General features: G+C 59.4%; 22 protein-coding genes. 11 read left to right on the forward strand and 11 right to left on the reverse strand.

Annotation, left to right across the window (positions count from 1 at the left end; genetic code table 11):
- Positions 1–529: 529 nt before the first annotated feature.
- Positions 530–3265 (reverse strand): ribonuclease E/G, encoded by a 2736-nt coding sequence (locus MAIT1_RS07820; RefSeq protein ID WP_085441724.1) that lies wholly within the window; start codon positions 3263–3265, stop codon positions 530–532.
- A 336-nt stretch (positions 3266–3601) separates the two neighbouring features.
- On the opposite strand from MAIT1_RS07820, the gene MAIT1_RS07825 reads away from it, so the two are divergent.
- Together MAIT1_RS07825 and MAIT1_RS07830 are read left to right on the forward strand one after the other, a co-directional pair.
- The gene (locus MAIT1_RS07825) at positions 3602–4693 is read left to right on the forward strand and encodes an RluA family pseudouridine synthase (protein ID WP_158089383.1); all 1092 of its coding nucleotides are present in this window, start codon (positions 3602–3604) and stop codon (positions 4691–4693) included.
- Positions 4693–5364, forward strand: a complete 672-nt coding sequence (locus tag MAIT1_RS07830) for an HAD family hydrolase (RefSeq protein ID WP_158089384.1) — start codon at positions 4693–4695, stop codon at positions 5362–5364. Before MAIT1_RS07825 ends, MAIT1_RS07830 begins: the two co-directional genes overlap by 1 nt.
- 544 nt (positions 5365–5908) lie before the next feature.
- Here the strand turns inward: MAIT1_RS07830 and MAIT1_RS07835 are convergent.
- Complete coding sequence (locus tag MAIT1_RS07835; RefSeq protein WP_085441727.1) at positions 5909–6952, reverse strand: IS110 family RNA-guided transposase; 1044 nt, start codon at positions 6950–6952, stop codon at positions 5909–5911.
- Positions 6953–7316: 364 nt separating this feature from the next.
- Between MAIT1_RS07835 and MAIT1_RS07840 the strand changes: the two genes are divergently transcribed.
- Both MAIT1_RS07840 and MAIT1_RS07845 read left to right on the forward strand, forming a co-directional pair.
- On the forward strand, positions 7317–8228 hold the full coding sequence (locus MAIT1_RS07840) for a DUF4405 domain-containing protein (RefSeq protein ID WP_085441728.1): 912 nt from the start codon (positions 7317–7319) through the stop codon (positions 8226–8228).
- A gap of 9 nt (positions 8229–8237) precedes the next feature.
- Positions 8238–8534, forward strand: coding sequence for a hypothetical protein (locus MAIT1_RS07845; RefSeq protein WP_085441729.1), 297 nt, complete (start codon positions 8238–8240; stop codon positions 8532–8534).
- A 59-nt stretch (positions 8535–8593) separates the two neighbouring features.
- On the opposite strand, the gene MAIT1_RS07850 is transcribed toward MAIT1_RS07845, so the two are convergent.
- The 4 genes from MAIT1_RS07850 to amrB form a co-directional block, all read right to left on the reverse strand.
- Complete coding sequence (locus MAIT1_RS07850) at positions 8594–9091, reverse strand: hypothetical protein (protein WP_143814721.1); 498 nt, start codon at positions 9089–9091, stop codon at positions 8594–8596.
- A gap of 262 nt (positions 9092–9353) precedes the next feature.
- The gene (locus MAIT1_RS07855) at positions 9354–10076 is read right to left on the reverse strand and encodes a metal-dependent hydrolase (RefSeq protein WP_085441731.1); all 723 of its coding nucleotides are present in this window, start codon (positions 10074–10076) and stop codon (positions 9354–9356) included.
- A 6-nt stretch (positions 10077–10082) separates the two neighbouring features.
- Complete coding sequence (gene amrA / locus MAIT1_RS07860) at positions 10083–10643, reverse strand: AmmeMemoRadiSam system protein A (protein ID WP_085441732.1); 561 nt, start codon at positions 10641–10643, stop codon at positions 10083–10085.
- Positions 10640–11452, reverse strand: coding sequence for an AmmeMemoRadiSam system protein B (gene amrB / locus MAIT1_RS07865; RefSeq protein WP_158089385.1), 813 nt, complete (start codon positions 11450–11452; stop codon positions 10640–10642). The genes amrA and amrB overlap by 4 nt, the downstream gene beginning before the upstream one ends.
- A gap of 150 nt (positions 11453–11602) precedes the next feature.
- On the opposite strand from amrB, the gene MAIT1_RS07870 reads away from it, so the two are divergent.
- Positions 11603–13399, forward strand: coding sequence for an extracellular solute-binding protein (locus MAIT1_RS07870; protein ID WP_085441734.1), 1797 nt, complete (start codon positions 11603–11605; stop codon positions 13397–13399).
- A 20-nt stretch (positions 13400–13419) separates the two neighbouring features.
- Positions 13420–14508: a microcin C ABC transporter permease YejB gene (locus MAIT1_RS07875; RefSeq protein WP_085441735.1), complete on the forward strand. Its 1089-nt coding sequence runs from the start codon at positions 13420–13422 to the stop codon at positions 14506–14508.
- 4 nt (positions 14509–14512) lie between these two features.
- Here MAIT1_RS07875 and MAIT1_RS07880 read toward each other — a convergent pair whose 3' ends face one another.
- A complete protein-coding gene (locus MAIT1_RS07880; RefSeq protein WP_085441736.1) occupies positions 14513–15745 on the reverse strand; it encodes a putative sensor domain DACNV-containing protein in 1233 nt (410 codons plus the stop codon).
- A 516-nt stretch (positions 15746–16261) separates the two neighbouring features.
- Between MAIT1_RS07880 and dsrA the strand changes: the two genes are divergently transcribed.
- The 5 genes from dsrA to MAIT1_RS07905 all read left to right on the forward strand — a co-directional run bounded on the left by dsrA (position 16262) and on the right by MAIT1_RS07905 (position 21509).
- Positions 16262–17476 (forward strand): dissimilatory-type sulfite reductase subunit alpha, encoded by a 1215-nt coding sequence (gene dsrA / locus MAIT1_RS07885; protein ID WP_085441737.1) that lies wholly within the window; start codon positions 16262–16264, stop codon positions 17474–17476.
- 99 nt (positions 17477–17575) lie between these two features.
- Positions 17576–18649, forward strand: a complete 1074-nt coding sequence (gene dsrB, locus MAIT1_RS07890) for a dissimilatory-type sulfite reductase subunit beta (protein WP_085441738.1) — start codon at positions 17576–17578, stop codon at positions 18647–18649.
- 42 nt (positions 18650–18691) lie between these two features.
- The gene (locus MAIT1_RS07895) at positions 18692–20449 is read left to right on the forward strand and encodes an NAD(P)-binding protein (protein WP_085441739.1); all 1758 of its coding nucleotides are present in this window, start codon (positions 18692–18694) and stop codon (positions 20447–20449) included.
- Positions 20450–20521: 72 nt separating this feature from the next.
- Complete coding sequence (locus tag MAIT1_RS07900; protein ID WP_085441740.1) at positions 20522–20989, forward strand: CopD family protein; 468 nt, start codon at positions 20522–20524, stop codon at positions 20987–20989.
- A 157-nt stretch (positions 20990–21146) separates the two neighbouring features.
- Positions 21147–21509, forward strand: coding sequence for a hypothetical protein (locus MAIT1_RS07905; RefSeq protein ID WP_085441741.1), 363 nt, complete (start codon positions 21147–21149; stop codon positions 21507–21509).
- An 81-nt stretch (positions 21510–21590) separates the two neighbouring features.
- On the opposite strand, the gene MAIT1_RS07910 is transcribed toward MAIT1_RS07905, so the two are convergent.
- From MAIT1_RS07910 to leuC, 4 genes are all read right to left on the reverse strand, one after another.
- Positions 21591–22610, reverse strand: a complete 1020-nt coding sequence (locus tag MAIT1_RS07910; RefSeq protein WP_085441742.1) for an aspartate-semialdehyde dehydrogenase — start codon at positions 22608–22610, stop codon at positions 21591–21593.
- Positions 22611–22750: 140 nt separating this feature from the next.
- The gene (gene leuB / locus MAIT1_RS07915) at positions 22751–23824 is read right to left on the reverse strand and encodes a 3-isopropylmalate dehydrogenase (RefSeq protein ID WP_085441743.1); all 1074 of its coding nucleotides are present in this window, start codon (positions 23822–23824) and stop codon (positions 22751–22753) included.
- A gap of 42 nt (positions 23825–23866) precedes the next feature.
- Positions 23867–24508, reverse strand: a complete 642-nt coding sequence (leuD, locus tag MAIT1_RS07920; RefSeq protein WP_085441744.1) for a 3-isopropylmalate dehydratase small subunit — start codon at positions 24506–24508, stop codon at positions 23867–23869.
- An 18-nt stretch (positions 24509–24526) separates the two neighbouring features.
- The gene (gene leuC, locus MAIT1_RS07925) at positions 24527–25933 is read right to left on the reverse strand and encodes a 3-isopropylmalate dehydratase large subunit (RefSeq protein ID WP_085441745.1); all 1407 of its coding nucleotides are present in this window, start codon (positions 25931–25933) and stop codon (positions 24527–24529) included.
- Between the last annotated feature and the right edge of the window lie 122 nt (positions 25934–26055).

The following is a 26055-nucleotide window of genomic DNA, read 5'->3' on the forward strand; positions in this document are numbered from 1 at the left end:
ATAGCCGGTCAAATTTACAATCGGACACAGAGGCAAAGGGTCGGAATGCTGGAGCATACTGGGGCTTCCCCCCAGACTCCATGAGGGCGCTGGCCTCCACCAGAGCCCTCGATATCTTCCAGTACCCCTGTGTTCATTTTTGAAAGCTATAGTCAGTCGAATTCAAAATTGGACATTGGCGATTTTGAAGATGGAAGATATCGAGGGCTCCGCCCTCGAGCTCCCAACTTCCACACCATGGGGCGCTGCCCCTTACCCCGCTGGGGGCGCGGCTCCCCTGACCCCGCCGCCGACTGGTCGGCGGCCAATAGTCAGCGCGAGCTTCACTTGTGTCACGCAGACATTGGTCGTTCTGTGCAGTTTTGGTTTTGACTCACCATAGCGACGATATTGCCGCATTGTGTGAAGATTGGTTCCTGTGTGATTTTGGTTTTGATTGGCGATAAACAATACCACAGTAAAAAAGGGCGCGACTGTGAAACAGTCGCGCCCTTTTTGCATCGTGCAAGATCAATAAAACCCGACCAGTTCACTCGTCGCCGGAAGAGCCATCCGGTTTTGCCGAGGGGGGGGCGGACGGTTTGGTTTCGTCGCTGCTGGCGGTGCTTTTACGCGAGCGTGAGCGGGTTGCGCCGCTGCTGCGGGTGCTGGTGCGACGCTTGCGCGGCGCGCGTTTGGGCTTCTCAGTAGGCGGCTCTTCGGCGACCAGTACGTTGCCGTTGACGTCATCCTCCTCCCGAGGTTCGGGGGGCAAAACATTGCCGTTGGGTTCGTCAACCGGCTCACTGGGCGCCACATTGCCCACATTGTCCGCGACGACGCGCATATTCTCCATGCCGGGCATATCTGGCTGCGGCGCTTCAGCGGGGTCCATCATCGGCGGTTGCTGATCGCCTTGCGCACTCTCCTCAGCCCCACTGGCGCGGCGCGAAGAGCTGCGACGACGGCGCCGCTTGCGTTTGGGCTTGGCGGCTTCATCGCCCTCTTCTGTGGGGGCAGCCTCAGGCGTCGCAACGGTATCGTCGCCTTGCGACTCGGTTTGCGCTGTGACATCAGCGGGCGCGTTGTCTCCGCCTTCGGCGGAATCACTGGATTCTGTAGAGGACTGGGCAGTCGACTGCGTTGCGGCCTCCGCGCTATCGCCTTCGCCGCCGCTCTTTCTGCGACGCCGACGCCGACGCTTTTTACGCCCGCTCTTCTGTCCATCCTCATCGGTAGCCGACTCGTCAGCCGCGGGTTGCTTGGCCTCGGCAACGGGGCTGGCCTCTGCGCTGCTCTCTTTGGCTGGCGGGTTCTCTTTTCTGCGATTATCGCGCTTATTGCTGCGCGCGCTGTTGCGACTGTTGTTCTCTTCGCCGGCGACGCCTTCGCCCTTTTCGCGGCGGAAATTGGGCGTCTCCATGGCGGCGTCGCCCTGGATGATGATCTCCAGTTCGTTGGCGCTCTCCATCTCCGCTAACTGCGCCCGCTTGTTGTTGAGCAGGTAGTTGGCCACCGCTTGTGGGGCGGTGTAGACCAGGCGCTTATGGCGACCGGAGTAGGCCTCCTCTTCCAGGCAGCGGAATAGGCGGATAGCGGTGGACTCCACCGAACGGATGGTGCCCAGACCGCTACAGCGGGGGCATACCTCCCGGTTGCTCTCGGCAAATGCCGGTTTCATGCGTTGTCGGGAGAGCTCCATCAAGCCAAATTGGGAGATTTTTCCCAATTGAATTTTGGCGCGATCGTTCTTGAACGCCTCCTTCAGGCGCTTCTCCACGTCCAGATTGTGCTTGCGCTCCTCCATATCGATGAAGTCCAGCACCACCAATCCGCCCAAGTCGCGCAGACGCAACTGCCGGGCGATCTCATCCACCGCCTGCATGTTGGTTTTGAACGCGGTGTTCTCGACGTTTTTCTCCTTGGTGGAACGACCGGAGTTGACGTCGATGGAGACCAGCGCCTCGGTGGGCTCAATGATGATATAGCCGCCGGATTTGAGCGAGATGACGCGATCGTGCATCGACTCAATCTGATTCTCCACCTGATAGCGGGAGAACAGCGGCAGTTTGTCTTTGTAGGGCTGCACCACCTTGACGTAGCGCGGCATTAGCAGTCGCATGAAGTCCTTGCCGCGTCGATAGGCGTCGTTGCCTTCGATGAGGATCTCTTCCATATCGGTGGTGTATAGATCGCGGATGGTGCGGATGATCAGTTCGCCCTCTTCGTGGATCAGAGCGGGGGCTTTGGACTTTTCACACTTATCCTGAATGGTCTTCCACAGTCGCGTCAGGTAGCTCATGTCGCGGCTGATTTCGCGCTTGGTGCGCTCCAGACCGGCGGTGCGAATGATCAGGCTCATCTCCTGGGAGATCTCCATGGTGGCAAGCATCTTTTTCAGCGTTTTGCGCGCTGCGCCATCCATGATTTTACGGGAGATGCCGCCGCCGCCTACGGTTTCGGGCAGCAGAACGGTGTAGCGACCGGCCAGGGAGATATTGGTGGTCAGGGAGGCGCCTTTGGTGCCGCGCGCCTCCTTGATGACCTGCACCAGGACGGTTTGGCCTTTGGTCAGAATCTTCTGAATGGGGATGTTGCGACGGCGACGGGTGCGCGTGGGGCGGGCGCGGGAGGGGCTATCACTCTCTTCAGCCCCATCTTCGTCATCCAACGCGGCATCATCATCATCGTCAACCGGGGACTCGTCGTCTTCCTCATCGGAGTCGTCGTCATCGGAGTCGTCCTCTTCCGACTCATCCGCGGATTCGTCGGCATCCTGCTCGGAGTCGGACCCACCCGCACCCTCTGCGCTATCTTCGTCGGCGTTGGGCTCGGCGTCAGTACTGGCTTCGACTTCAGTATCAACGCTTTGCTCAGCCTGATCGGCGTCACTCTCCTGCGGCTGCTCCTCAGTGGACTCCGAGGCTTCTGTCACCGCCTCCAACGGCGCCTCTTGGGCGCTGCTCACCGCCTGATCATCGGGCGTGGCTTTGGCTTTGGCTCTGCTCCGCCCAGGCGGCGGGGCGTCATTTTGGACCTCATCCTCAGGATAGTACTTGGGATGAATGTCATTGATGGAGAGGAAGCCTTGGCGTCCGCCGTTGAAATCGACGAAGGCGGCTTGTAGGGAGGGCTCCACCCGGGTCACGCGGCCCAGGTAGACGTTGCCTTTGATCTGTTCTTTGGTGGAGGTCTCGATATCCAGATCGAGGAGGCGTTGATCTTCAACAATGGCGACGCGCACTTCTTCATCATGAGTGGCGTCCACCAGCATGCGCTTGGTCATGTGGGGGGATAACTCCGTGTGTTTGGCCCACGCCACCGCACCGCTGGCGACTGCAAGCTGGTGGCGATAACGTGGACGTCGTAAGGGCGAATCCGGCGGCGCAAGGGCGCTGCGTCGGCTTCGGTCTAATCTCTTAATGAATTCCAACAAACCCGCGCGTTTTCACTCAGGCTTCGGACCTGGGACAACATGAGCGGGGAAAAATGTGTCTGAACGCGCAACGCGCATATGGCGCAAAGGCTGCGATGCCAGTATGCTCGGGCCTGCTCAAGCCACATCGGCGAGCAGAAAATTTCGAACATTGTACGGATCTCCAATCCCAAAAGCAAAGAAGCCGTGAACGAACCTGTCAGAAAAACGCCCGCCCGGCAGGAACCCGTAGACGCTGAGTTTGATGGTCAGCGCCTCGATCGGTTCCTAACCCATCACATTCCCGGCATGCCGCGCGGTGAAATTCAGCGCTTGATGCGCACCGGACAGGTGCGCGTTAACGGTGGCCGCGCCAAGGGGGACCGCCGCCTGGCGTTGGGCGATCAGGTGCGGATTCCGCCGCTCACCGAAGCCGATCAAAAACCCCGCGAGCGGGGCGCGGCGCCGCCTGCGGCGCTGGTCAAACGGTTGGCTGAGCGCATTATCTACCGCGATGGCTGGATGCTGGTGCTGGACAAGCCGGTGGGCGTGCCGGTGCATGGCGGCAGCGGGCACGAATGGGGGGTGGTGGACGCCATGCGCGTCTATCTGGATGAGTTGGGCGTGGTGGCCAGCCCGGAGTTGTGTCACCGCCTGGATAAGGAGACCTCGGGGTGTCTGGTGTTTGGCCTGACCCCGAAAGCGGTGCGCGAGTTGACGCGGGCGTTTCGCGACGGCGAGGTGGAGAAGCAATACCTCACCCTGGTGCAGGGGGCGCCCAAACCGCAAGGTCGGATTGCGCGCAATCTGGCCAAAGGTCAAGTGCGCGGTGGAGAACGCATGGTCGCCGCTTCTGATGGGGAGGGGCAGGAGGCCGCCACCCGCTACGCGATGCACGAACGTTTCAGCTTCTGCGCATTGATGGAGGCGACGTTGGAGACCGGGCGCACCCACCAGATTCGCGTCCATTTCCAGGATCTGGGCCACCCGGTGGCCGGTGATGGCAAATATGGCGATAAAAGCTTTAATCAACAGATGAAGTCGGTGGGCCTCAAGCGCATGTTCCTGCATGCATGGCGTCTGCGCCTCAAGCACCCGCATGAAGGGCGCTGGATGGAGTTCACCGCGCCGCTGGATGATGGCCTGCAAAGCGTGCTCACAGCGCTGCGTGACTCTGCGCCCAAAAGCAGTCGGCCGCGCCAGACGCAACCGGCGCAACGCGTCCAGGGCAAGGGCGCACAGCCGAGGAGTGAACGACGCGGCGGCGCGCCCAGCGCCCGACGTCGTGGAGGCAAATGATGAGCAGCAATCGCTATGAGTTGGTGATTTTCGATGTCGACGGCACCTTGATGGACTCCTTGGGGGCGATCTCCCATGTGGTCAATCTGTCGCTCAAGGAGCTGGGGCTGCCCACCATCAGCCACGCCAGCGTGGGGGCCATTGTTGGCCTGTCGCTGGACGCCGCCGCGCAGCGCCTTCTGCCCAGCGCCACTCAGCAGACCCGCGACCAGTTGGTGGCGCTCTATCGCCAGCACTATAAAGCGTTGGCCGACGCCAATTCGTTGGACCATGAACTCTTTCCCGGCGTGCGCGACACTCTCTACGAACTGAAGGGGCGCGGCGTCACCCTGGCCCTGGCCACGGGAAAATCCATGCGCGGGGTGGAGCGCATGATCGAAGAGCAGAACTTCCATGGCCTGTTCGCCGCCATCAAAACCGCCGATTGCGCCCCCTCCAAACCCCATCCCGGAATGCTGGAGCAGGCGTTGGCGGAGACCGCCATGCCGCCGGAGATGGCGTTGATGGTGGGCGACACCGATTTTGACCTGCTTATGGCCAACAGCGCTGGGGTGGACGCCTGCGCGTTCCCCTCCGGCGCGCATCCGCGTGAGCGTTTGGCCGCCGCCAACCCCAAATATTGGATCGACGCCATTCCGCAGGTGTTGGATATCGTCAGCGGCAAGCGCTAAAGTCAGTCGAAATCAAAATTGGACCTTGGCGATTTTGAAAATGGAGGATATCGAGAGCTATGCCCTCTAGCTCCCAAAGTCAAAATCCAAACCGTGATTCGGGCCATCCATGGCCCTCACCCTTCGGGCTCGCTGCGCGAGTCCGATTCGGCAATCCTGCCGAATCGTGGGCGCTGCCCATGTATGGTCCGCTCCGCCACGGCAAGAGAAAATATCCATGTATGGTCCGCTCCGCCACGGCATGTATGGTCCGCTCCGCCACGGCAAGAGAAAATGTCCACTGATGTGTGAGGCTTAGTCGCGCCCATGTATCCGGCCTGTTGATGAGGGGCTTGTCGCCCTCTGGCCCTGATGGAATTTGCGCGTGGCCCTCCTCAACACACCCTCGGCCTCTATGGGCCCTTGGGCGAAACAGGTTCTTGACCACGCAGGGCTATGCCGTTTCACGCCATCAATCTCGACTCTCTCTCGCAACCTGGCTGGTGGGATCTCTTTCTCTTTCCTTATCGGCCTGTTTTTCTTTTAGAGTTGTATTGCGCTCTCTCTACACAGCGGCGCTGGCCCCATAGGCCTCCTGCTTCACCAGCATCGCCCACGCGCTGCGCGCCATGCGGTTGGCCAGCGCCACCACTGCTCTATTTGCGCCGCGACGTTCCGACACCGACACTGCCCACTGGCTGCGGCGATCCGGCTTGTTTTCACACACGCGCAACGCCGCCCGCGCCCCATGAATCAACAGGGTGCGAAGATAACCGTTTCCCCGCTTGCTGATCCCCGTCAGCCACGCCTTGCCCCCTGTGGAGTGCTGATTGGGAACCAACCCTATCCATGCCGACAGCTCCCGGCCATTCTTAAACGCCCGCACATCCCCCACCGACGCCAACAGCGCCGTCGCCGTGATCGGTCCCACTCCCGGGATCGTCATCAGCAATCGACACTGCGGCTCCGCCTTGGCCAGCGCCTCAATCTCACGCTCATATTTGCCGATACGCTCATCCAAATGCGCCAGCTCATCGCGCTCATCCTCCAGAATTACGCGAAAATTGGCGCTCATTTCCGAGCTCTCATCACTCAAAATCAGCACAATCGCCCGCCGCGCCTGCTTGATGCTCTTGGGAAAGACAATCCCATACTCGGCAAGCAGTCCGCGAATCTGGTTCACCAACGCCGTGCGGTTCTTCACCGCCAGACTGCGTATCCGATGCAGCGACAATATCTCTTGCTGGGCAACGCTTTTGATCCCCACAAAACGCATATTCGGACGCTGTACCGCTTCACATATCGCCTCAGCGTCCACGCTGTCGTTCTTGTGCCGCTTCACGTAGGGCTTCACATATTGCGGCGCCATCAAACGCACTTCATGCCCATATCCCTGAAATTTCCGCGCCCAATGGTGGGCGCCGCTACTGGCTTCCATCCCCACCAGGCACGGCGGCAGTTGCGCCATGAACTCCAGTAACTTATCTCGTTTCAAGCGCTGTTTCAGAACGCTCTTGCCGCGCGCATCCACGCCATGCAACTGAAACACGCTCTTGCCCAGATCAATCCCCAGTACCCGTACCTGTCCGTTTTCGATATGATTGCTCATGGTCCGCTCCGACTCCGTTTAGATGGAAAAACACACCACCATCTTGGCCCATTGCGAGGCCGTTTGGGTAGCGGAGCGGACCATTCCATTACACCCGCTTAAGGGTCACAGACCCTTAAGAATCCCGCCTCCGACCAGTCGGCGGCCAATAATCAGCGCGAGCTTCACCTGCGTCACGCAAACATTGGCCGTTCAGTGCAGTTTTGGTTTTACTCACTATCATCGCTGGCCATCGTCCGAATCGCCGGGGGCGAGAGGGCAATAGTAGCAATTTCATGCATTATATTTATTTATAGCGATTGCGCCGGAAACACATTTTATTGCCGTTTAATCGGAAAATACTCTTTTCAGGCAGGAGCTCGCCATGGCCACGGCAAAAATCTTCAATCTGCGCGGCGCCATCTCACTCATTGTGACATGGGCGTTTCTCATCAGCGTCATCACCGGCATTGTGCTGTTTGTCGTGCCGCAGGGGCGTGTGGCCTATTGGGTCAGCTGGACCCTCGGCGGCATGAGCAAAGAGCAGTGGGGGGTCATTCACATCGTCTTTGGTCTGTTGTTTGTGGTCATCGGCGTGTGGCACCTGATCTATAACTGGAAACCCTTCGTCAATTATCTCAAGACCAAGCGGCGCGCCAATGACGCGGGGGGCAAATCCGGCGGCGTCAGCCGCGAACTGCTCACCGCATCCGGCTTCAGCGTGGTGTTGGTGGTCACCGCCATCGCCGATCTGCCTCCCACCAGTTGGTTGATGGCGCTCAACGACTGGTCCAAGCAGGCGTGGATTACCGATCCCGCGTTCGAGCCGCCGTTCGGCCACGCCGAAGATGTCTCCCTCAATGGCTTCTGCCGCAAGATGACGATCGATCCGGTCGTTGCGCGCACCGCACTCGAGCAAGCTGGCTGGACTCTGCCGGACAACGCCGGTCAGACCAAGCTCAAGGATTTGGCGCTATTGAACCAATCCAACGCCATGGCGCTCTATGCAGTGATCAAGCCGTTGGAGAAGAGCTCGGCTCCGCAGCAGGCGGCGCCGGTCGCTTCACTCTCCACAGATGAGATTGAGGCGCGCTTTGCCGGGAGCGGTATTGGTCAAAAGAGCGTGGCGGAGGTGGCGCAGATGCTGGGAGTGAGCCCTGACTATGCGCTACAGGGCTTGCGCGCCATTGGCGTCGAGACCGACACAACCGGACAACTCAAGCCGTTGGCCGAACAGGCGGACAAAACCCCCATGGATCTGCTGCTGGCCATGGCCAAGGGGGGCGGCGCCCAGTAAGGGGAGCGTATGAGCGCACAGGACGACACATTCGACGACTGCCCGGCGGGCGGCGAGGCCGATGAATTCCATCAGCGGATTCTCAGTGGTTTGGAGGATGCTTTTGATGAACTTCGTCCCCGCTGGATAGAGGTCGAGGCCATGGCGCCCGATGCGCGTGGCGAGGATGAGCGGGAGTTCATAGACGCAATGCAGCGCACGCGCGAAGAGATGGCGCAATTGCGGGACGATCAACTCCCTTATGATCGCAAATATGAGCTGGCGCGGGAGGTTCAAGCGCGGCTGCTGGATCTCAGTTTGATGTAAAAAAAAGCGCGCTTCCCGCGTGAGGAAGCGCGCTATTTTCAACTCGCCGTTTTGTGGCGTTACTCTTTGACCACCGCATGAGGGTTGAAATCTTCGCTCTGTGGCTCGTATTTGTTGCGCACGTCCGCCACCCACTTCTCATTGTCGGCGCGCCACTGATCCTCTTCAGCCAGCGAGCCAAACTCCACAGGCTCCATGGAGACGATCACATGGGAGGGGTAGGCGCTGGTGTTGCCGGTGGCGGCGTCCACCACCAGACCAATGACCCCACCCAACAGAATATTGCCCACTGTCGCGCCGTTGAATTCGGTATCGATCTGTTGAGTCATATCCAGGAAGCCATCTGCGTGGCACATGACAACGCCCGGCCCAGAACTGGCGTCGGCTTTGATTTGACCAGGAATGGAGAAGGTGCGGGTGCCCATGGCGTCAGTGAATTCACACTCCGCCGGGGTGTTGGAGTGAACTTCGATCATGCCGCCATCCATGCCCTTGGCCATGGTGGCGCAACCCGATAGCAGCGCTGCGCAGGCAATTAAAGAAAGAGTCTTTTTCATCGGATTCTCGCACTCATGTGGTTATGAAAGAGGGCTCGGCGTTGCATCGAACAACCCGCACAGCGACGTCCCTTTAAATTCGGCAGTTAGCGCCAGCTTTTGTCGTTGCGAATAGTGTGCGAAGGGTGACTGCGCACGGCTGCTGTGATTGCAAGATGATATAAATATTGGCATCCCAACACGAAACAGATCATTTGGTCTGCAAATTTATAAAATATATATCATGAATTTTCTCTCACTGAAATGAAGAAACTCTCGGTGGTTAAAAGGTGATATCGAAAAAACTTCCGTGGGGCAGGAGGTTGGGCAGCACAGCGCGCCAAACGCCAGTCAGCGCAGCCAATTGAAACAGCGCAGGCGCAGGCGGCAACACGAACCATAACGCCCCCAGGGCGAGATAAACGCCAGCGGTGGCGCGCCAATCGTTGGAAAAGAGTTTGAATGCCGTGCCCAGGGATTTGCGTGGGCCGCTGGCCTTGAGCAGATTCAGGCTCACCAGCTCATCGAGCAGCAGGTGCGTGAGGAATCCCAGCAGCACAAACAGGCCGCTGAGCCACGCCAGCGTGATCCCCAGCAGAAACAGGCGGTCCGCCAGCACAATGGCGATGGCGGCGAACAGCGCCCCTGCCGGGACAGAGTGGATAATCCCGCGATGCTTGGTCAGTTGCGTGAACAGGGCGAACACGCCGTAGCGAATCATGAGGAATGCAGCCCACCATAACAGGATCAACTCCAGCACCGAATAGCGCCCCACACCCACGCCGAACATCACCACGAAGCCGAACAGCGTGGCCAGAAAGGTGAAACCGGCTTTGAGCGGCGTGGAGGTATCGCTGTCCAGATCCGGCAGCAGACCGCCAATGGTCCCCAGAGTGAACAGCAGCAGGGTTTGGTCGGCGTTAATCACGCCTGCGGCGTTGACCAATGTGGCCGCCGCGCCGGAGACAGCGGCGCCGACGCTCAGATGGGTGGAGAAGTCAGCCATGGGAGATTACGGCGTCTCTTCCTTATATTTCTCCACCGTGTAGAGCTGAATCTGGGGCCCGTGGCGCCAGCAGTCGCCAGCCAGCCCCGCCTTGCGGCACAGGTGAGAGAGAAACTCCGTGGGCGAGGGTAACTGCTCCCACACCTGCGGCAGGAAGGTGGCGCGCGATCCGCCAACGCTGAGAATCACCCCGTGCACGTTGGGTTCAAGCTTGCACAGGAGGTCGTCTGCGCTGTCATAGGGGAGGGGTTGCGGCGCCGAAAGCAGGGAGACCTCAACGCGAATTTGCGCCAATTCTTCGAAGTTCACAGGGGGAAAACGTGGGTCGCGGAACGCCGCCGCCTCGGCGTTGGCGATCAGATCCGCCGCCAGGTCGCGATGGGCGACCAGGGAGCCGATGCAACCGCGCAGAGCGCCCTGCTTGGTGAGGGTGATAAAACAGGCGCCGGGTTCGGCCAGTTCCGGGAATCTCTCCCGCAGCGATTGCGCCGACTGCAGCGGCTGGTCGCTCAGCTTCGCCGCCAAATGCGCACGCGCCAGTGCAGGGAGTTGCGGTCCCGCTTTCATGCCGCCTGCTCCGTGTGGTCAAAATAGAGGTAGCTGGCGTAGCCCACCACACGATTTTTATCCCCGGCGGTGTCGCCGGAGTTGCGGTAGTCGGCCAACTCCGAGCGCCAGCCGCGCTGTTTGGCCAGCATGATCAGCGCCGCCACGCCGGTGCGGCCGCACGCTTCGCATTCGCTCATTTGCTCGGCGCTCTGTTTGGCCACGGCGTCATGGCATTCAGAGTCCAAGCGGCGCGCGGTGTCGTAATCATGGAAGTGGGAGAGGTCGGAACTGACCACGATCAGATCATCCTCAGACGCATAGGTTTGCAGAATCTGCGCCAGCCGCTCATGGCTGATGCGTCCATACACCATGGGGATGAGTCGCATGTGCTGGACGCTCTCCAGCAGAAACGGCAGTTGCGTCTCCAGCGAGTGCTCCATGGCGTGGGGGTTGGCGCTGTTGCTGACATCCGGCTCAGTGAGCATCCAGCCGATGGTCTGCAGGTCAAGAGGGATATCCCCCATGGGGGTGGCGAAGGCGCTGTAGTCGCCCACCGACACCCCGTCCAGATAGACCCGATGGCTGGGGCCCACCAGAAACACCCGGCGCGGATTCTCCTCGGTGGCGGCGGGCAGACCGTTATAGGCGTAGCCGGCGGTGACGCCGGAGAAGCGATAGCCTGCATGGGGGGCAACCACGGCGCATGGCGTCGTTTGCGGCTTGGGCGCCGAACTCAGGAAGTGCGCCACGGTGCGGCGCAACAGGTCGGGCTCATCGGGATAGAACATTCCCGCCACCGCAGGGGGGCGTGCAGAGAGGGTGGTCATAACAGCGGCTCCTGAGAGCTGTGGCGCGCATTGCTGTCGGCGCTCGCCCTGGACAAGCCATGTTTGGCGGGCCATCATCAATGCCGATCAAAATTGGTCATGAAAAATTGCTTACTCAAACAGTTTACCGGGATTGGAGCGTTGGGCGCCATGAAAAGATCGTTGTGTGTCTTTGTCTTGCTGTGGGGCTTGTGTCTGCACGCCGCCACAGCGCAGGCCGCGCACGGTCTGAGCCTGGATGGCGAATTGAAGTACCCGGCAGAGTTCAAGCATTTCGACTACGTCAATCCCCAGGCGCCGGTGGGTGGGCATCTGACCCTGCAGGATATGGGCGGCTTCGATAAGCTCAACCCCTTCACCCTCAAAGGCGCCGCGCCGGCGCTGCTGGGGGCGTTGGTGTTTGAGACCCTGATGACCTCCTCGCTGGACGAGCCCTTCGCGCAGTATGGCCTGCTGGCCGAAGATGTGGTTGTGGCCGAGGATTGGATGTCGGTGACCTTCCGCCTCAACGCCAAAGCGCAATTTTCCGATGGGACGCCAGTTACTGCGGAAGATGTGAAATTTAGCCTGGAGACCCTGAAGTCTGATCAGGCCTCGCCGTTCCACGCCAGCTACTACCGCGATATCGAGCGCGCCGAAATCATCGATGCGCGCAGCGTGCGTTTCCACTTCAAACAGTACAATCGCGAACTGCCGCTCATCGCCGGGCAACTGCCGATTCTCAGCAAGAAATTCTTCGCCAAGCACAGCTTCAAGGATCTGGATCTGACCATCCCGGTGGGCTCTGGCCCCTATGTGGTGGAGAAGGTGGAGTCGGGCAAGAGCGTGCTCTATCGCCGCAACCCCAACTATTGGGGCTGGGGTCTGCCGGTCAATCAGGGCTTCTACAATTTCGACTCCATCGGCTTGAAGGTGTTCAAGGATCCGGTGGTGGCGTTGGAGGCGTTCAAGGCTGGAGAGTTCGACTTCATCACCGTCTACAACTCCAAACAGTGGGCGCGGGATTATGAGGGCAAGCAGTTCGACTCCGGCGCCTTGATCAAGGAGAAATTGCCCCATCGCAACAATCAGGGCATGCAGGCGTTCATCTTCAATCTGCGTAAACCGCTGTTCCAGGATCAGCGCGTGCGGCAGGCGCTGGCGCTGGCGTTTGACTTCGAGTGGAGCAATCACAATCTGTTCTACGATCAATACACCCGCGACGGCAGCTTCTTCTCCAACTCGGAGATGGCCGCCCGTCCCGGGCCGCCGCAAGGGGCGGTGTTGAATCTATTGGAGCCGTTTCGCAAACAGCTCCCCGCCGAGGTGTTCGAGGGCGTGCGTCCGCCGCCCAGCACAACGCCGCCGGGCTCCCTGCGCGGCAATCTGCGGCAGGCGATGCGGCTGCTCAAACAGGCGGGCTGGAAATTGGGACCGGACCGGGTGCTGGTCAACGCCAAGGGTGAGCGCCTGGCGTTCGATTTCCTGCTGGCGCAACCCGCCTTCGAGCGCGTCATGGCGCCGTTCAACGCCAATCTGAAAAAGCTCGGCGTGGAGATGACCTATCGCACCGTGGACGCCTCGCTCTACCAGCAGCGGGTGCAGGATCATGACTTCGACATGATGGTGGGCTCGTTCCCGCAGTCGCAGTCGCCGGGCAATGAGCAGATCGGCATGTGGACCAGTCAGAGCGCCGATGTGAAGGGCAGCCGTAACTTGCTGGGATTGAAAAACCCGGTGGTGGATGCGCTGGTGGAGCAGCTGATTCAAGCCAAGGATCGCGATGGCCTGGTGGCGGCGTGCCGCGCGCTGGACCGGGTGTTGATGGCCGGGGACTATCTGATCCCCAACTGGCACATCCCCTACCACCGCGTGGCCTACGCCAGCAAGCTCAAGCGCCCGGCCAAGCCGCCGCTCTACTACACCGCCGACGGCTGGTTGCTCTCCTGGTGGCTGGCCAAGCCGTGAGCGTGGGAGCCTGATTCGCCATGGCCGCCTATATTCTGCGCCGTCTGTTGCTGATGATCCCGACGCTGCTGGGGATTATGCTGCTTACCTTCGTCATCATCCAGTTCGTCCCCGGCGGGCCGGTGGAGCAGATGATTCACACCCTGGAGCAGGGGCGTGCGGCGGCGGGCGGAACCCTGGGCGGCGGCGGAGCCGATGTGACCGGGGCGATGATGAGCAGCGGGGAGGGGAGTTATCGCGGCGCCAAGGGGCTTGATCCGGAGCAACTGGAGCAGTTGAAACGGCTCTATGGCTTCGACAAGCCCGCCCATGAGCGCTTCCTGCAGATGATGGGCAACTATCTGCGCTTTGAGTTTGGCGAGTCCTACTACCACCACCGCAGCGTGGTGGAGCTGGTGGTGGATAAACTACCGGTCTCCATCTCCCTGGGGGTGTGGACCTTCCTGCTTACCTATCTGATCAGCATCCCGCTGGGAATAAAAAAAGCGGTGCGCCACGGCACGCGCTTTGACGCCTGGACCTCCCTGGTGGTGCTCACCGGCTACTCCATCCCCGGTTTTGTGTTGGGGATTCTGCTCATCGTGCTGTTCGGCGGCGGCAGCTTCTGGGACATCTTCCCACTGCGCGGTCTGGTGTCGGACAACTGGGCCGATTTGAGTTGGCCCATGAAGATCGTCGACTATCTGTGGCACATGGTGCTGCCCATCGCCGCCTCGGTGGTGGGTTCGTTCGCGGTAATGACCATGCTCACCAAGAACAGCTTTCTCGAAGAGATCGCCAAGCAGTACGTCACCACCGCCCGCGCCAAGGGGCTGTCGGAGGAGGCGACCCTCTATCAGCACGTGTTCCGCAACGCCATGATCCCGCTGGTGACCGGCTTTCCCGGCATGTTCGTCGGCGCCTTCTTCTCCGGCAGTCTGCTCATCGAAACCATCTTCAGCCTCGATGGGCTGGGGCTGCTGGGCTATGAGAGCGTGATCAACCGCGACTATCCGGTGGTGATGGCCACCCTCTACTTCTTCACCCTGCTGGGACTGCTCACCAAGCTCATCACCGACGTCACCTACGTGCTGGTGGACCCGCGCATCACCTTTGATTCCGCGCAGTAGCGGGTTACACCGAACCCAAGCTCGACAGGCAATCCGGCCACCAGTAGAGGGTGTCGCCATCCTTGCCGGTGATGCCGGCGATGGGGCCGTCCTGAGACAGAACGAACGCCACCGCGTCATGATTCTTGCCGATGAAGTTCACTGCCGAGTTGTGGCGTGTGCCGTACTGGTGCAAGTCCACCTGATAGGCGGGATAGGCGTCGTCGTCGGGTCCATAGATGGTTTCGCCCAGCCAGGTCGGCGCTTCGAGAATGGATCCAAAAGAGAGCGCGCGCAGGCGCGAGGAGAGAATCAGCGCGCCATCCACCCGGGTCATCTGCGCCAACAGCTCGACGTGCTCCACAATGCGCCGCTTAACCTCCTGAATGGCGCGCTCCACCACCAGCACGTCAGGGCCTTTGACCCCCTGCCGGAACGCATCTTCGCCCTCTTCACGGGCGATCTCCAAGCGACACAACTCTTGCAGTAGCGGCGCGCCCTCGGCGCCTTGTTGCAGGGTGTAGCGGGGGTTGATCCAATCCTGGCCATCTTCTAATAAGTGTTCAGGCAGCCATACAATGGCGCCGCCGTGCCCGCGCTTGTTGGCCTCAACCAGCAGACGGTCGATGAAATCGCGATAGCAGCGCCAGTAGCGCGTGCCGTTGGTTTGAAACTCTGCGTGGGATTTTATTCCCTGCAACAGACTCCAACCCATAAGACTGGCGGTAAACGGCGTCGGCGTGGGTTCGTTGAAGCGACCGGAGTTGAAGCGGGCGATCACATTGCCGCCGCGAAACACCGTGAGCGAGCCGGTGGAGAGGGTGGAGATGACCAACGCATCGGGCGGGGTGAGGCTGAAGGGTTCAGGGTCGAAACGGGTGCGTCCCCGGCGCGAAGTGAACACCGCGCCCCACACGGAGAGCGCCTGGGTATCCACATCACACGCGCACACCGCCAGTGCGGTGGTGACCGGGTCAAAAGCGGGAGCAAGTTTAACTAAAGAGTCCACCGTAAAGGGGAGGCGGCGGTCCATGCGCACCAGCACCGGTTCGCCAGAGAGCTCGCGATGAGGGAACATCTCAGGCTCGAGGAGAATCACACTCACTTGAACAGGTCGATCCTCTTCGCGCTTGAGTCCAGCCAGGAACACCGTCTCCATGGCACTCTTCACCTGGTCGAAGCGCAGCGAACCGCCGACGCTCTCGTGCCGGTTCCATAGCTCAATCACCTGGTCAATGATGTGATAGTCGAACAGCACGGCGATCTCCTTGGCGGGTCCCAGGCGAGAGATTTACTTGACGAAATTGCGAAATAAGAATATCAATATGAGCATTCAACCTGACAATGGCCAGGGTTTTACACAAGCTACCACACATATTCACTGTGTAAATATCCTCAAGCCGTAACGATTGCCAAAATCGCATTTCCGCAGTGTACGCTCCTGGCGCGCATTAGCCAGTTGAGCGTCTGATTCAAAACAGGAATTTGCTCTAAGGATGGCGCGCTCCAGTCCAGAGAAACACACTGACGCACTCCCGCCAGAATAGCAGATCCACCTGTTTCATAAAGCAATTTTTATACGATTATGGCGCCCAGCCGAGAAAAAGCTGGCAATGCCCTGGGGCTTGCCGGTATATTCGGCGGCTGAATCGTAAATATGTCCTTTGATAATGCGCGCCGAGTGTAGTAGCATTTCATAATATTCGGGAATACGATCATCGTCCGAGTCAGAGCCTGAACGCTGATCGCCTTACCACGTTGGGAGAGAAAAACCATGGCTGAAAATGAGAACACGCTGAATCCGACGCCTAACCTGGATCAGCTGGAAACCGGCCCCTGGCCCAGTTTCATCACGGGTTATAAGGACTACTTCAAGCGCACGGGCAAAACCATGGTGCGCGGCGTTCTGGACCAGCTCAACTACTCCTATGAAACCAAAATGGGTTACTGGAAGGGCGGCGTGGTCGGCGTGCACGGTTACGGCGCTGGCATCATCAGCCGCTACTCCATGATCCCCGAGCTGTTCCCCGAAGCCAAAGAGTGCCACACCATGCGCATTCAGCCGGCCCCGGGTCTGCACTACACCTCCAAGCACCTGCGCGAAATCTGCGACATCTGGGAAAAATACGGCTCCGGCATGATCTCCATGCACGGCCAGACCGGCAACCTCCAGCTGCAAGGCATCGTGCAAGACAACGTGCAAGAGTGCTTTGACGATCTGAACAAGCTGGGTTGGGACCTCGGCGGCGCTGGCGCCACCGTGCGCACCGGCGCCTCCTGCATCGGCCCCGCCCGCTGCGAAATGGCCTGCTACGACACCCTGGAAGCCCACCATCGCGTGCTGACCTACTTCACCGACCTGGTGCACCGTCCGCAGCTGCCCTACAAAGCCAAGTTCAAGTTCTCCGGCTGCCCCAATGACTGCTGCAACTCCATCCAGCGTTCCGACTACTCCGTGATCGGCACCTGGCGCGACGATATCCAAGTCGACGAGGCGGAAGTCAAGAACTACCTCGACGACGTCGGCGTCGCCTACTTTGTCAACAACGTTCAGATGCGCTGCCCCACCAACGCCATTACTCTGAACGAAGACCAAGCCTCCATCACCATCGACAACAGCTCCTGCGTCCGTTGCATGCACTGCATCAACGTGATGACCAAAGCCCTCTCCCCGGGCAAGGACAAAGGCATCACCTTGCTGGTGGGCGGTAAAGGCCACCTCAAAGTGGGCAACATGCTGGGCTCCGTGATGGTTCCCTTCATGAAGCTGGAGACCGATGAAGATTACGACGCCTTCACCGATCTGATCGACGAAATGATCGACTACTGGGCCGAAAACGGTCTGGATCACGAGCGCATCGGCGAAACCATCGAGCGCGTGGGCATGCAGCAGTTCCTGGATGCCGTGGGTCTGGACGCGATCCCCGATATGGTGAAGCAACCGCGCGACAACCCGTTCTTCAAAGCCGACTACGAAGCCGCTGGCTAAGTTCTTCAAGCCCGAGACCTGGAGGCCGCTTATGCGGCCTCCGGCTCGGACCCTGGAACCGCACACTGCATAACGCCCTCATTGGGAGTAGAGAGAACCATGGCAAAACGTGAGTATCAAACAGTTGAATCGGGGCCCAAGCATCATGGGGAAATGCTGCACCCCGTTATCAAGAAGAACTACGGCCAGTGGAAATATCATGAGCGTCCTCGTCCCGGCGTGCTCAAGCACGTGGCCGAGAGCGGCGACGCCATCTACACCGTGCGCGCCGGCACCCACCGTCAGGTGACCGTGGACATCGTCCGCTTCCTGTGCGACATCGCCGATAAGTACTGCGAAGGCCACCTGCGCTGGACCGTGCGCAACAACGTTGAGTTTGTCACCGACAAAGAAGCCAACGTTGAGCCCATGATCAAGGAGCTGGAAGCGGCTGGCCACCCCGTGGGCGGCACCGGCAACTCCGTCTCCTCCCTGGCCCATACCCAGGGTTGGTTGCACTGTGACATTCCCGCCACCGACGCCTCCGGTGTGGTGAAATCCCTCATGGACGAACTGTTCCATGACTTCACCCACGAAGAGATGCCCAACCGCGTGCGCATGTCCACCTCCTGCTGCGAAATCAACTGCGGCGGTCAGGCTGACATCGCCATCGTGGTGCAGCACACCCGTCCGCCCCGCATCAATCACGAGATTCTGAAAAACATCTGTGAGATGCCCAGCACCGTGGCCCGTTGCCCCGTGGCGGCGATTCGCCCCACCACCGTCAACGGTCAGCCCTCGCTGATGGTTGTGGAAGAGAAGTGCATCGTCTGCGGCGCGTGCTTCGGCGCCTGCCCGGCCATGGAGATCAACCACCCGGATTACTCCAAACTGGCCATCTGGGTTGGTGGTAAGAACGCCAACGCCCGCACCAAGCCCAGCAACATGAAACTGGTTGCTCATGGCCTGCCCAACAACCCCCCCCGCTGGCCGGAAGTGGCTGAAGTGGTCAAGAAGATCCTGGCCGCTTACAAAGAGGGTGGTCGCGACTGGGAGCGTGTGGGCGAGTGGATCGACCGCATCGGCTGGAAGGCCTTCTTCGAGCAAACCGGTCTGCCGTTCGATAAGTTCATGATCGACAACTACCGTCACGCGCGCTCCTCCTTCAACCAGTCCACGCACATCCGTTTCTAATTTGTTTCGCGGATAGAGACTGAATACGAAGGAGAAAGCGACATGGCCAAACCGAATCATTTTCACCAAACGGCGGTCAACTGGAAGTTTGACGAGTGCACCTTCGAAGAGGGCCTCGACAAAGTTGTCGCCTATGGTGACGCCTCCGGTAAGTGCCCCACCTACCAGCCGCGCATTCCGCCTTGCACGAATGCCTGCCCGGCCGGTGAGGACATCCGCGGCTATAACAACATCGTGCGCGGCGTTTGGAAGTCCGAAGATCCGTATGCGACGGCCTTCTACCGCCTGACCACGAAAAACCCCTTCCCGGCCGTGATGGGTCGCGTGTGCCCGGCTCCGTGCCAAGGCGCCTGCAACCGCCAATATCGCGACGAGACCATCGGCATCAACGCCATTGAGCACGCCATTGGTCAGTACGCCATTGAGAAGGATCTGCAGTACGAAAAGCCGACTGCCTCCACGGGCAAGAAAGTCGCCATCGTGGGCGGCGGCGTGGGCGGCCTCTCCTGCGCCTACCAGCTGATGCTCAAAGGTCACAGCGTGACCCTGTATGAGCGTGATCCCAAGCTGGGCGGCATGCTGCGTTACGGCATCATGGGCTATCGTGTCGATCGTGGCGTGATGGACAAGGAGATTGCGCGTATCGTCAACCTGGGTCTGGACGTCAAAACCGGCGTCACCCTGGGTAAAGACGTGACTTTGGATCAACTGCGTTCCGACTATGACGCGGTGTTCCTGGCCACTGGGGCGCAAAAAGGTCGTGGTCTGCCGATCCCCGGCGCTGAAGGCCCTGGCGCCACCAACGCCATCAGCTTCCTGCGTGACTTTGAATACAATGGCGGCATCGAAGAAGATGGCGCGAGCAAAGTCACCATCGGTAAGAAGGTGGTGGTGATCGGCGACGGCGACGTGGCCATGGACGTCGCGCGTCTGTCGCTGCGTCTGGGCTCCGAAGCGGTTCTGCTGTCGGCTGTGGCGCAAGAAGAGATGAACTGCTCGCAGTTCGAATTCGACGAAGCCAAGGCCGAAGGCACCGACATGCGCTTCTGCACCGGTTCGGTGGAGATCGTGCGTGACGGTTCCGGCAACATCACCGGCATCAAAACCGTTGAGATGGAGCGTAAAGAGAAGGGTGAAGACGGTTGGAACCACGCCGTTCCCTTCATGCGCTACAAGCCCAAAGCGGGCACGGAAGCCACCATTGAGTGTGACATGGTTGTGGCCGCTATTGGTCAGACCACCGACACGGCTGGCTTTGAAGCCGCTACCGACGGCACCCCGTTCCAGCAAGTCGATCACAACTTCCAGGTCAAAGGCATGGATAATGTGTTCGCTGGCGGCGACTCGGTGCAGATCCACTTGCTGACCACCGCCATCGGTCAGGGCCGCAAGGCTGCGGAATCCATTGATCTGCTGATCAATGGCAAAGCCCTGCCCAAGAAGCCCAGCAAGCCCGATGTGGTGCCTTACGAAAAGCTCAAGTGGGACTACTTCGTCAACAAGCCCCAAGCCAAGCGTACGCTGTCTCATCCCAGCGTGGTGGAAGGCAACTGGCAAGAGACTCTCTCCATGCTCTCCCAACAGGAGGCTTCGGAAGAGGCGGATCGCTGCATGAGCTGCGGTATGTGCTTTGAGTGCAAACAGTGCGAACTGTATTGCCCTCAAGACGCCATCACCATGTTCAAAGGCAACCCCGAAGGCCAGGTGATGTACACCTACTACGAGCGTTGCATCGGCTGCCATATCTGCTCTGAGAGCTGCCCCACTGGGTATATTGATATGGGTATGGGCAACGGCTAATCGCTGTACCTAAGCGGGGCATAGACGCATCGCGTTTGTGCCCCGCTTGCCCTCTTATAAATTGATTCATTTATGACATCACTACACGCAGTCGCGCTGATTTTGCATCTTATGGCTGCCATGGTTTGGGTTGGCGGGATGTTTTTTGCGCACTTTATGGCGCGCCCTGCCGGTGAAGCAGTGTTGAATTCGCCCGAGCGGATTCAGATGATGGCGGCGATTTTCCAACGGTTTTTCCGTTGGGTCTGGGGCGCCATCATGATTCTACCCGCTACGGGTTTGTGGTTGATCTTCCAGCAGTTTGGCGGATGGGGCGGCGCGAGCTGGCCACACCACGCCATGACTGCGCTGGGCTGTATCATGATTGGCCTTTATGCTTACATGTATTTTGGGCCTTATAATGAATTCAAGCGCATGATCAAAGAGTGCTTATTCCCGGAAGCTGGGATCTATATGCGCTCTATTCGCAAAATTGTGACGATCAATCTGACTTTGGGATTGAGTGTTGCAACGCTGGCTGCTCTGGGTCGCTACTACTGACAAGCGCTGGCGATACGGCTCCCGTAGCCGAGACTGTTTTACCCTGTTGCAGGCTTTGGCTTTGCGCGGGTCTGGGCGGATTGGTAATACCGCCACACGTCAATAACCTGAAGGTTGACGGCGCATCGCGCCATTTTTAGCAGAGGATCCATTCGATATGAGCAAGGAACAGATCATCTCCCAACTGGATCAAGCCATCGACGCCGCGAGCAAATGGGCTGACACTGGCTGGACCATGAAATTCGGTCCTTACAATGATGAGGTGAACTCCCTTCAGGCGGCGCGTGAGAAGCCCGAGACCTTTGTCTATCGCCTGGAAGCCATCGCTTACTGGGAAGACATCCAAGAGCAGGGCGCCGAAACCGTCGCTCAGGGCCAAAAGGCGAAAGAGGCCCTGCAGAACGGCAACATGATGCTGGCGCGCCAAGCTGTGCATCACGCGATGTTTCTTGAGAAAAAAGTGAACGACAAAGCGCCGACCTGGGGCAAACTGTTCACGGCGATGTCCGAGCTGAACTAAGCTTGCGTCAGAGTGCTAAGAAAAAGCCCCGCTGACTCAGTCAGCGGGGCTTTTTTTTATGCTCTGAAGTGGTCGGACAGATTATTTGATATGGCCCTGCTCGATGAGCTTTTCTGCAATCTGAATGGTGTTGAGCGCAGCGCCTTTGCGCAGATTATCGGCCACCACCCACATGTTCAATCCATGCGTGACGCTCTCATCGGCGCGAATGCGCGACACGTAGGTCGGATCTTCGCCTGAGCACTCCGCTGGGGTGATGAATTCCATGGCGCTGGGATCGTCCACCACTTTGATGCCCGGCGCCTTGGAGAGCGCTTCACGCGCCATCTCCGGGGTGATGGGCTTTTCGGTCTCGATTGTAACCGACTCCGCATGACCGTTGAACACCGGCACGCGCACGCAGGTGGCGGTCACGGCGATGTTGGGATCGAGAATCTTCTTGGTCTCATTGACCATCTTCATCTCTTCCTTGGTGTAGCCATTTTCCAAAAACACATCGATTTGCGGAATCACGTTAAACGCGATGGGTTTGGAAAACTTGTTGGGCGGCACATCTTCACCGGTCATGTAGCGGGAACGGGTCTGCTCAAACAGCTCATCCATAGCCGCTTTGCCAGCGCCAGAGACCGCCTGATAGGTGGAGACCACAATCCGCTTAATGGTGGCGATCTGATGAATCGGCACAAGGGCGTGCACCATCTGAATGGTGGAGCAGTTGGGGTTGGCGATAATGCCCTTTTTGGTATGCTCGGCAATGGCGTCGGGGTTGACCTCAGGCACCACCAACGGCACGTCGGGATCCATGCGGAAGTAGGAGGTGTTGTCGATCACAATCACCCCGGCGCTGGCGGCGCGAGGGGCGTGAATTTTCGACACTGAGGCGCCCGGCGAGAACAGACCGATCTGCACCCCTTCGAAATCGAACTCGTCGAGATTCTGCACCACATGTTCATGGCCGTTGAATTCGATACGTTCGCCCGCAGAGCGTTCGGAAGCGAGGAAATGGATTTCGCGCACCGGGAACTTGCGCTGCTCGAGAATTTTGATCATCTCCCGGCCAACATTGCCGGTGGCGCCAACCACGGCGACGGAATAACTCATGGTTCTTCTCACTTTCTGTGTCATCAAAAGGGCTTGCGCCCGGACTTAAGATTTTGTTGCTACACATCAACACAAACGACTGCGCCGGGATCCTATGGGACCCCGGCGCTAGTCAGTGCGTTGGAATGGTCCCGTGGAGATCAGCCGAGGGCTTTGATCACCGCATCGCCCATGGCGGCAGTGCCCACCTCGGTTTTACCCGCTTGCATGATGTCCGCAGTTCGCAGGTCCTGATCCAACACGCTGTTGACCGCCGCATCGATCTTATCGGCGATGGCGCCCAGATCCAGGGAGTAGCGGAACATCATGGAGGCCGACAGGATGGTGGCCAAGGGGTTGGCCACGCCTTTTCCTGCGATGTCCGGCGCCGATCCATGGATGGGCTCATACAGCGCATACTTCTCGCCCAATGAGGCCGAAGGCAGCATGCCGATGGAGCCGGTGAGCATGCTGGCGGCGTCGGAGAGGATATCGCCGAACATGTTGGTGGTGACCATCACGTCGAACTGTTTGGGATTGCGGATCAGCTGCATGGCGGCGTTATCCACATACATGTGCGACAGTTCAATCTGCGGATACTCCGCATCGCGCAGGGCGGTGACCACATCACGCCACAACTCCGTGGACTCCAGCACATTGGCTTTGTCCACCGAGCACACCTTTTTGCTGCGCTTCATGGCGATTTCAAACGCCGAACGGGCCACGCGCTCGATTTCGTCGGTGTGGTAGACCAAGGTGTTGTAGCCCTTCTTGCGTCCGTCAGCCAGGGTCTCAACGCCTTTGGGCTCGCCAAAGTAGATACCTGAAGAGAGTTCGCGCACCACCATCATGTCGATGCCGCTGACCACTTCGGGTTTGAGTGTGGAGGCGTCAGCCAGTTGCGGATACACCACCGCAGGACGCAGATTGCAGTAGAGATCCAGCGCCTTGCGGATGCCCAACAGACCGCGCTCGGGACGCACCGCATAATCCAGCGACTCCCATTTGACGCCGCCCACCGCGCCCAGCAGCACCGCATCGGCGGATTTGGCGGCTGTGATGGTAGCCTCGGGCAGCGGGGTTCCGGTCTCGTCATAGGCGGTTCCACCGATGAGACCCTCATCAATAGTCAACTCAGCGCCATTGGCTTGCGCCCAATCGAGCACTTTGCGCGCTTCAGCAATGATCTCTTGGCCAATGCCATCACCGGGCAGCAAAAGGATACGCTTGCTCATAAACTCATATTCCTACTATAAAGGTCAGTCCAATGCGATGAATCAGCCGGGGAAGGCCCACGGGGCCTCGCTGCGCCGCTTCTGCTCAAACGCCTGAATTTCATCAAGGTGTTGCAAGGTCAGGCCGATATCGTCAAGGCCGTTAAGCAAACAGTGCTTGCGAAACGGATCCACCTCGAAGGCGATGCTCTTACCCTCGGGGGTGTTGATGCTCTGCGCTTCCAAGTCAACAGTCAGCTCGTAACCAGGCGTTGCCTCAATGTCTTGCATCAGCTCATCCACCACCGACGACGGCTGCACGATGGGCAGAATGCCGTTCTTAAAGCAGTTATTGAAGAAGATGTCGGCAAAGCTGGGCGCGATGATCACGCGGAAGCCGTAGTCCAGCAGCGCCCAGGGAGCATGCTCACGACTGGAGCCGCAGCCGAAGTTATCCCGCGTCACCAGAACTTTACCGCCCGCATAGCGCGCCTGATTCAGCACGAAATCCGTGTTGAGGGGACGACCCTCACAAGACACGCCGGGCTGCCCCTGGTCCAGATAGCGCCACTCATCGAACAGGTTGGGGCCGAAGCCGCTGCGCTGAATCGATTTGAGGAACTGCTTGGGGATGATGGCGTCGGTGTCCACATTGGCGCGGTCCAACGGCACGGCGATGGCGGTAATGGTGTTGAAAGCTTCCATGGTTCCTGTCCTTCGCGCTCAGTTCCAGTTACGGACGTCAACAAAATGACCGGCTACCGCCGCCGCCGCCGCCATGGCGGGGGACACCAGATGGGTGCGGCTATCCTTACCCTGACGCCCTTCAAAGTTGCGGTTGGAGGTGGAGGCGCAGCGTTCGCCGGGGGCCAACACGTCATCGTTCATGGCCAGACACATGGAGCAGCCCGGCTCACGCCATTCGAATCCGGCGTCGACAAAGATCTGGTCCAGACCTTCTGACTCGGCTTGATGTTTGACCAGGCCGGTGCCGGGCACCACCATGGCCAGCTTGACGCTATCGGCCACACGCTTGCCCTTGACCACCGCCGCCGCCGCGCGCAGGTCTTCAATCCGCGCGTTGGTGCAGGAGCCGATGAAGGCTTTATCAATAGCGATCTCTTCAATGGGCGTGCCTGCAGTCAAGCCCATGTAGGCCAACGCTTTCTCCATGGATCCCTTCTTAATGGGATCGGACTCATCGGCAGGGTTGGGCACGCGGCCATCCACACCGGTGACCAGTTCGGGCGAAGTGCCCCAAGTGACCTGCGGAACGATTTTGGCGGCGTCAATTTTGATCACCTTGTCGAATTTGGCGTCATCATCGCTCTTCAAATCGCTCCAGGCGGCCACTGCTTGATCCCACTGCTCGCCACGCGGGGCGTAGGGGCGACCTTTGACATATTCGATGGTCTTGGCGTCCACCGCCACCATGCCAGCGCGGGCGCCGCCTTCAATGGCCATGTTGCATACGGTCATGCGCCCCTCCATGGAGAGGGCTTCTATGGCCGAGCCGCCGAATTCGATCACATAGCCGGTGCCGCCGGCGGTGCCGATCTGACCGATAATATAGAGCACAATATCCTTGGCGGTGCTGCCGCTGGGCAATTCGCCATCGACGCTGATCAACATCGACTTGGACTTCTTCTGCAGCAGCGTCTGGGTGGCCAGCACATGCTCCACTTCGGAGGTGCCGATGCCGAACGCCAGCGCGCCAAACGCCCCGTGGGTGGCGGTGTGGGAGTCGCCGCAGACCATGGTGAAACCGGGCAGGGAGAGACCCTGTTCCGGCGCCATCACATGCACCACGCCTTGACGCACATCGCCAATGGCGAACTCGGTGACGCCAAACTGGGCGCAGTTGCTATCCAGCGCATCCACTTGAATTTTGGACACGGGGTCTTTGATTCCGCCCGCCAGGTCTTTGGTGGGGACGTTGTGATCGGGCACGGCGAAAGTGGCTTCCGGGTGACGCACGCGGCGGCTGGCCAGTCGCAGACCCTCGAACGCTTGCGGGCTGGTCACTTCGTGAACCAGGTGGCGGTCGATGTAAATCAAACTGGTCCCGTCCTCATCGGTGCGGATGAGGTGGGCGTTCCAGATCTTATCATAAAGGGTCTGGGCGCTCATGGCGTCTCTCGCTGGGCTGTAGAAAACAAAACCGAGACATGACCGTCAGGTCACGCTTTAAAGAGCCTGAAAGAATAGCAGTCGCAATCCAGAGGCGCAAGACGCCAATGCAGGCGTGTTTG

This window comes from Magnetofaba australis IT-1 (assembly GCF_002109495.1).
In the GTDB taxonomy this organism is placed as follows: Bacteria; Pseudomonadota; Magnetococcia; order Magnetococcales; family Magnetococcaceae; genus Magnetofaba; species Magnetofaba australis.

What these genes read in the sequence shown, in the direction of transcription:
- MAIT1_RS07820 (WP_085441724.1), bottom strand. Translation starts at nt 3,265, where the DNA reads ATGACCAAGCGCATGCTGGTGGACGCCACTCATGATGAAGAAGTGCGC.
- MAIT1_RS07830 (WP_158089384.1), top strand. Translation starts at nt 4,693, where the DNA reads ATGAGCAGCAATCGCTATGAGTTGGTGATTTTCGATGTCGACGGCACC.
- MAIT1_RS07835 (WP_085441727.1), bottom strand. Translation starts at nt 6,952, where the DNA reads ATGAGCAATCATATCGAAAACGGACAGGTACGGGTACTGGGGATTGAT.
- MAIT1_RS07840 (WP_085441728.1), top strand. Translation starts at nt 7,317, where the DNA reads ATGGCCACGGCAAAAATCTTCAATCTGCGCGGCGCCATCTCACTCATT.
- MAIT1_RS07845 (WP_085441729.1), top strand. Translation starts at nt 8,238, where the DNA reads ATGAGCGCACAGGACGACACATTCGACGACTGCCCGGCGGGCGGCGAG.
- MAIT1_RS07850 (WP_143814721.1), bottom strand. Translation starts at nt 9,091, where the DNA reads ATGAAAAAGACTCTTTCTTTAATTGCCTGCGCAGCGCTGCTATCGGGT.
- MAIT1_RS07855 (WP_085441731.1), bottom strand. Translation starts at nt 10,076, where the DNA reads ATGGCTGACTTCTCCACCCATCTGAGCGTCGGCGCCGCTGTCTCCGGC.
- amrA (WP_085441732.1), bottom strand. Translation starts at nt 10,643, where the DNA reads ATGAAAGCGGGACCGCAACTCCCTGCACTGGCGCGTGCGCATTTGGCG.
- amrB (WP_158089385.1), bottom strand. Translation starts at nt 11,452, where the DNA reads ATGACCACCCTCTCTGCACGCCCCCCTGCGGTGGCGGGAATGTTCTAT.
- MAIT1_RS07870 (WP_085441734.1), top strand. Translation starts at nt 11,603, where the DNA reads ATGAAAAGATCGTTGTGTGTCTTTGTCTTGCTGTGGGGCTTGTGTCTG.
- MAIT1_RS07875 (WP_085441735.1), top strand. Translation starts at nt 13,420, where the DNA reads ATGGCCGCCTATATTCTGCGCCGTCTGTTGCTGATGATCCCGACGCTG.
- dsrA (WP_085441737.1), top strand. Translation starts at nt 16,262, where the DNA reads ATGGCTGAAAATGAGAACACGCTGAATCCGACGCCTAACCTGGATCAG.
- dsrB (WP_085441738.1), top strand. Translation starts at nt 17,576, where the DNA reads ATGGCAAAACGTGAGTATCAAACAGTTGAATCGGGGCCCAAGCATCAT.
- MAIT1_RS07895 (WP_085441739.1), top strand. Translation starts at nt 18,692, where the DNA reads ATGGCCAAACCGAATCATTTTCACCAAACGGCGGTCAACTGGAAGTTT.
- MAIT1_RS07900 (WP_085441740.1), top strand. Translation starts at nt 20,522, where the DNA reads ATGACATCACTACACGCAGTCGCGCTGATTTTGCATCTTATGGCTGCC.
- MAIT1_RS07905 (WP_085441741.1), top strand. Translation starts at nt 21,147, where the DNA reads ATGAGCAAGGAACAGATCATCTCCCAACTGGATCAAGCCATCGACGCC.
- MAIT1_RS07910 (WP_085441742.1), bottom strand. Translation starts at nt 22,610, where the DNA reads ATGAGTTATTCCGTCGCCGTGGTTGGCGCCACCGGCAATGTTGGCCGG.
- leuB (WP_085441743.1), bottom strand. Translation starts at nt 23,824, where the DNA reads ATGAGCAAGCGTATCCTTTTGCTGCCCGGTGATGGCATTGGCCAAGAG.
- leuD (WP_085441744.1), bottom strand. Translation starts at nt 24,508, where the DNA reads ATGGAAGCTTTCAACACCATTACCGCCATCGCCGTGCCGTTGGACCGC.
- leuC (WP_085441745.1), bottom strand. Translation starts at nt 25,933, where the DNA reads ATGAGCGCCCAGACCCTTTATGATAAGATCTGGAACGCCCACCTCATC.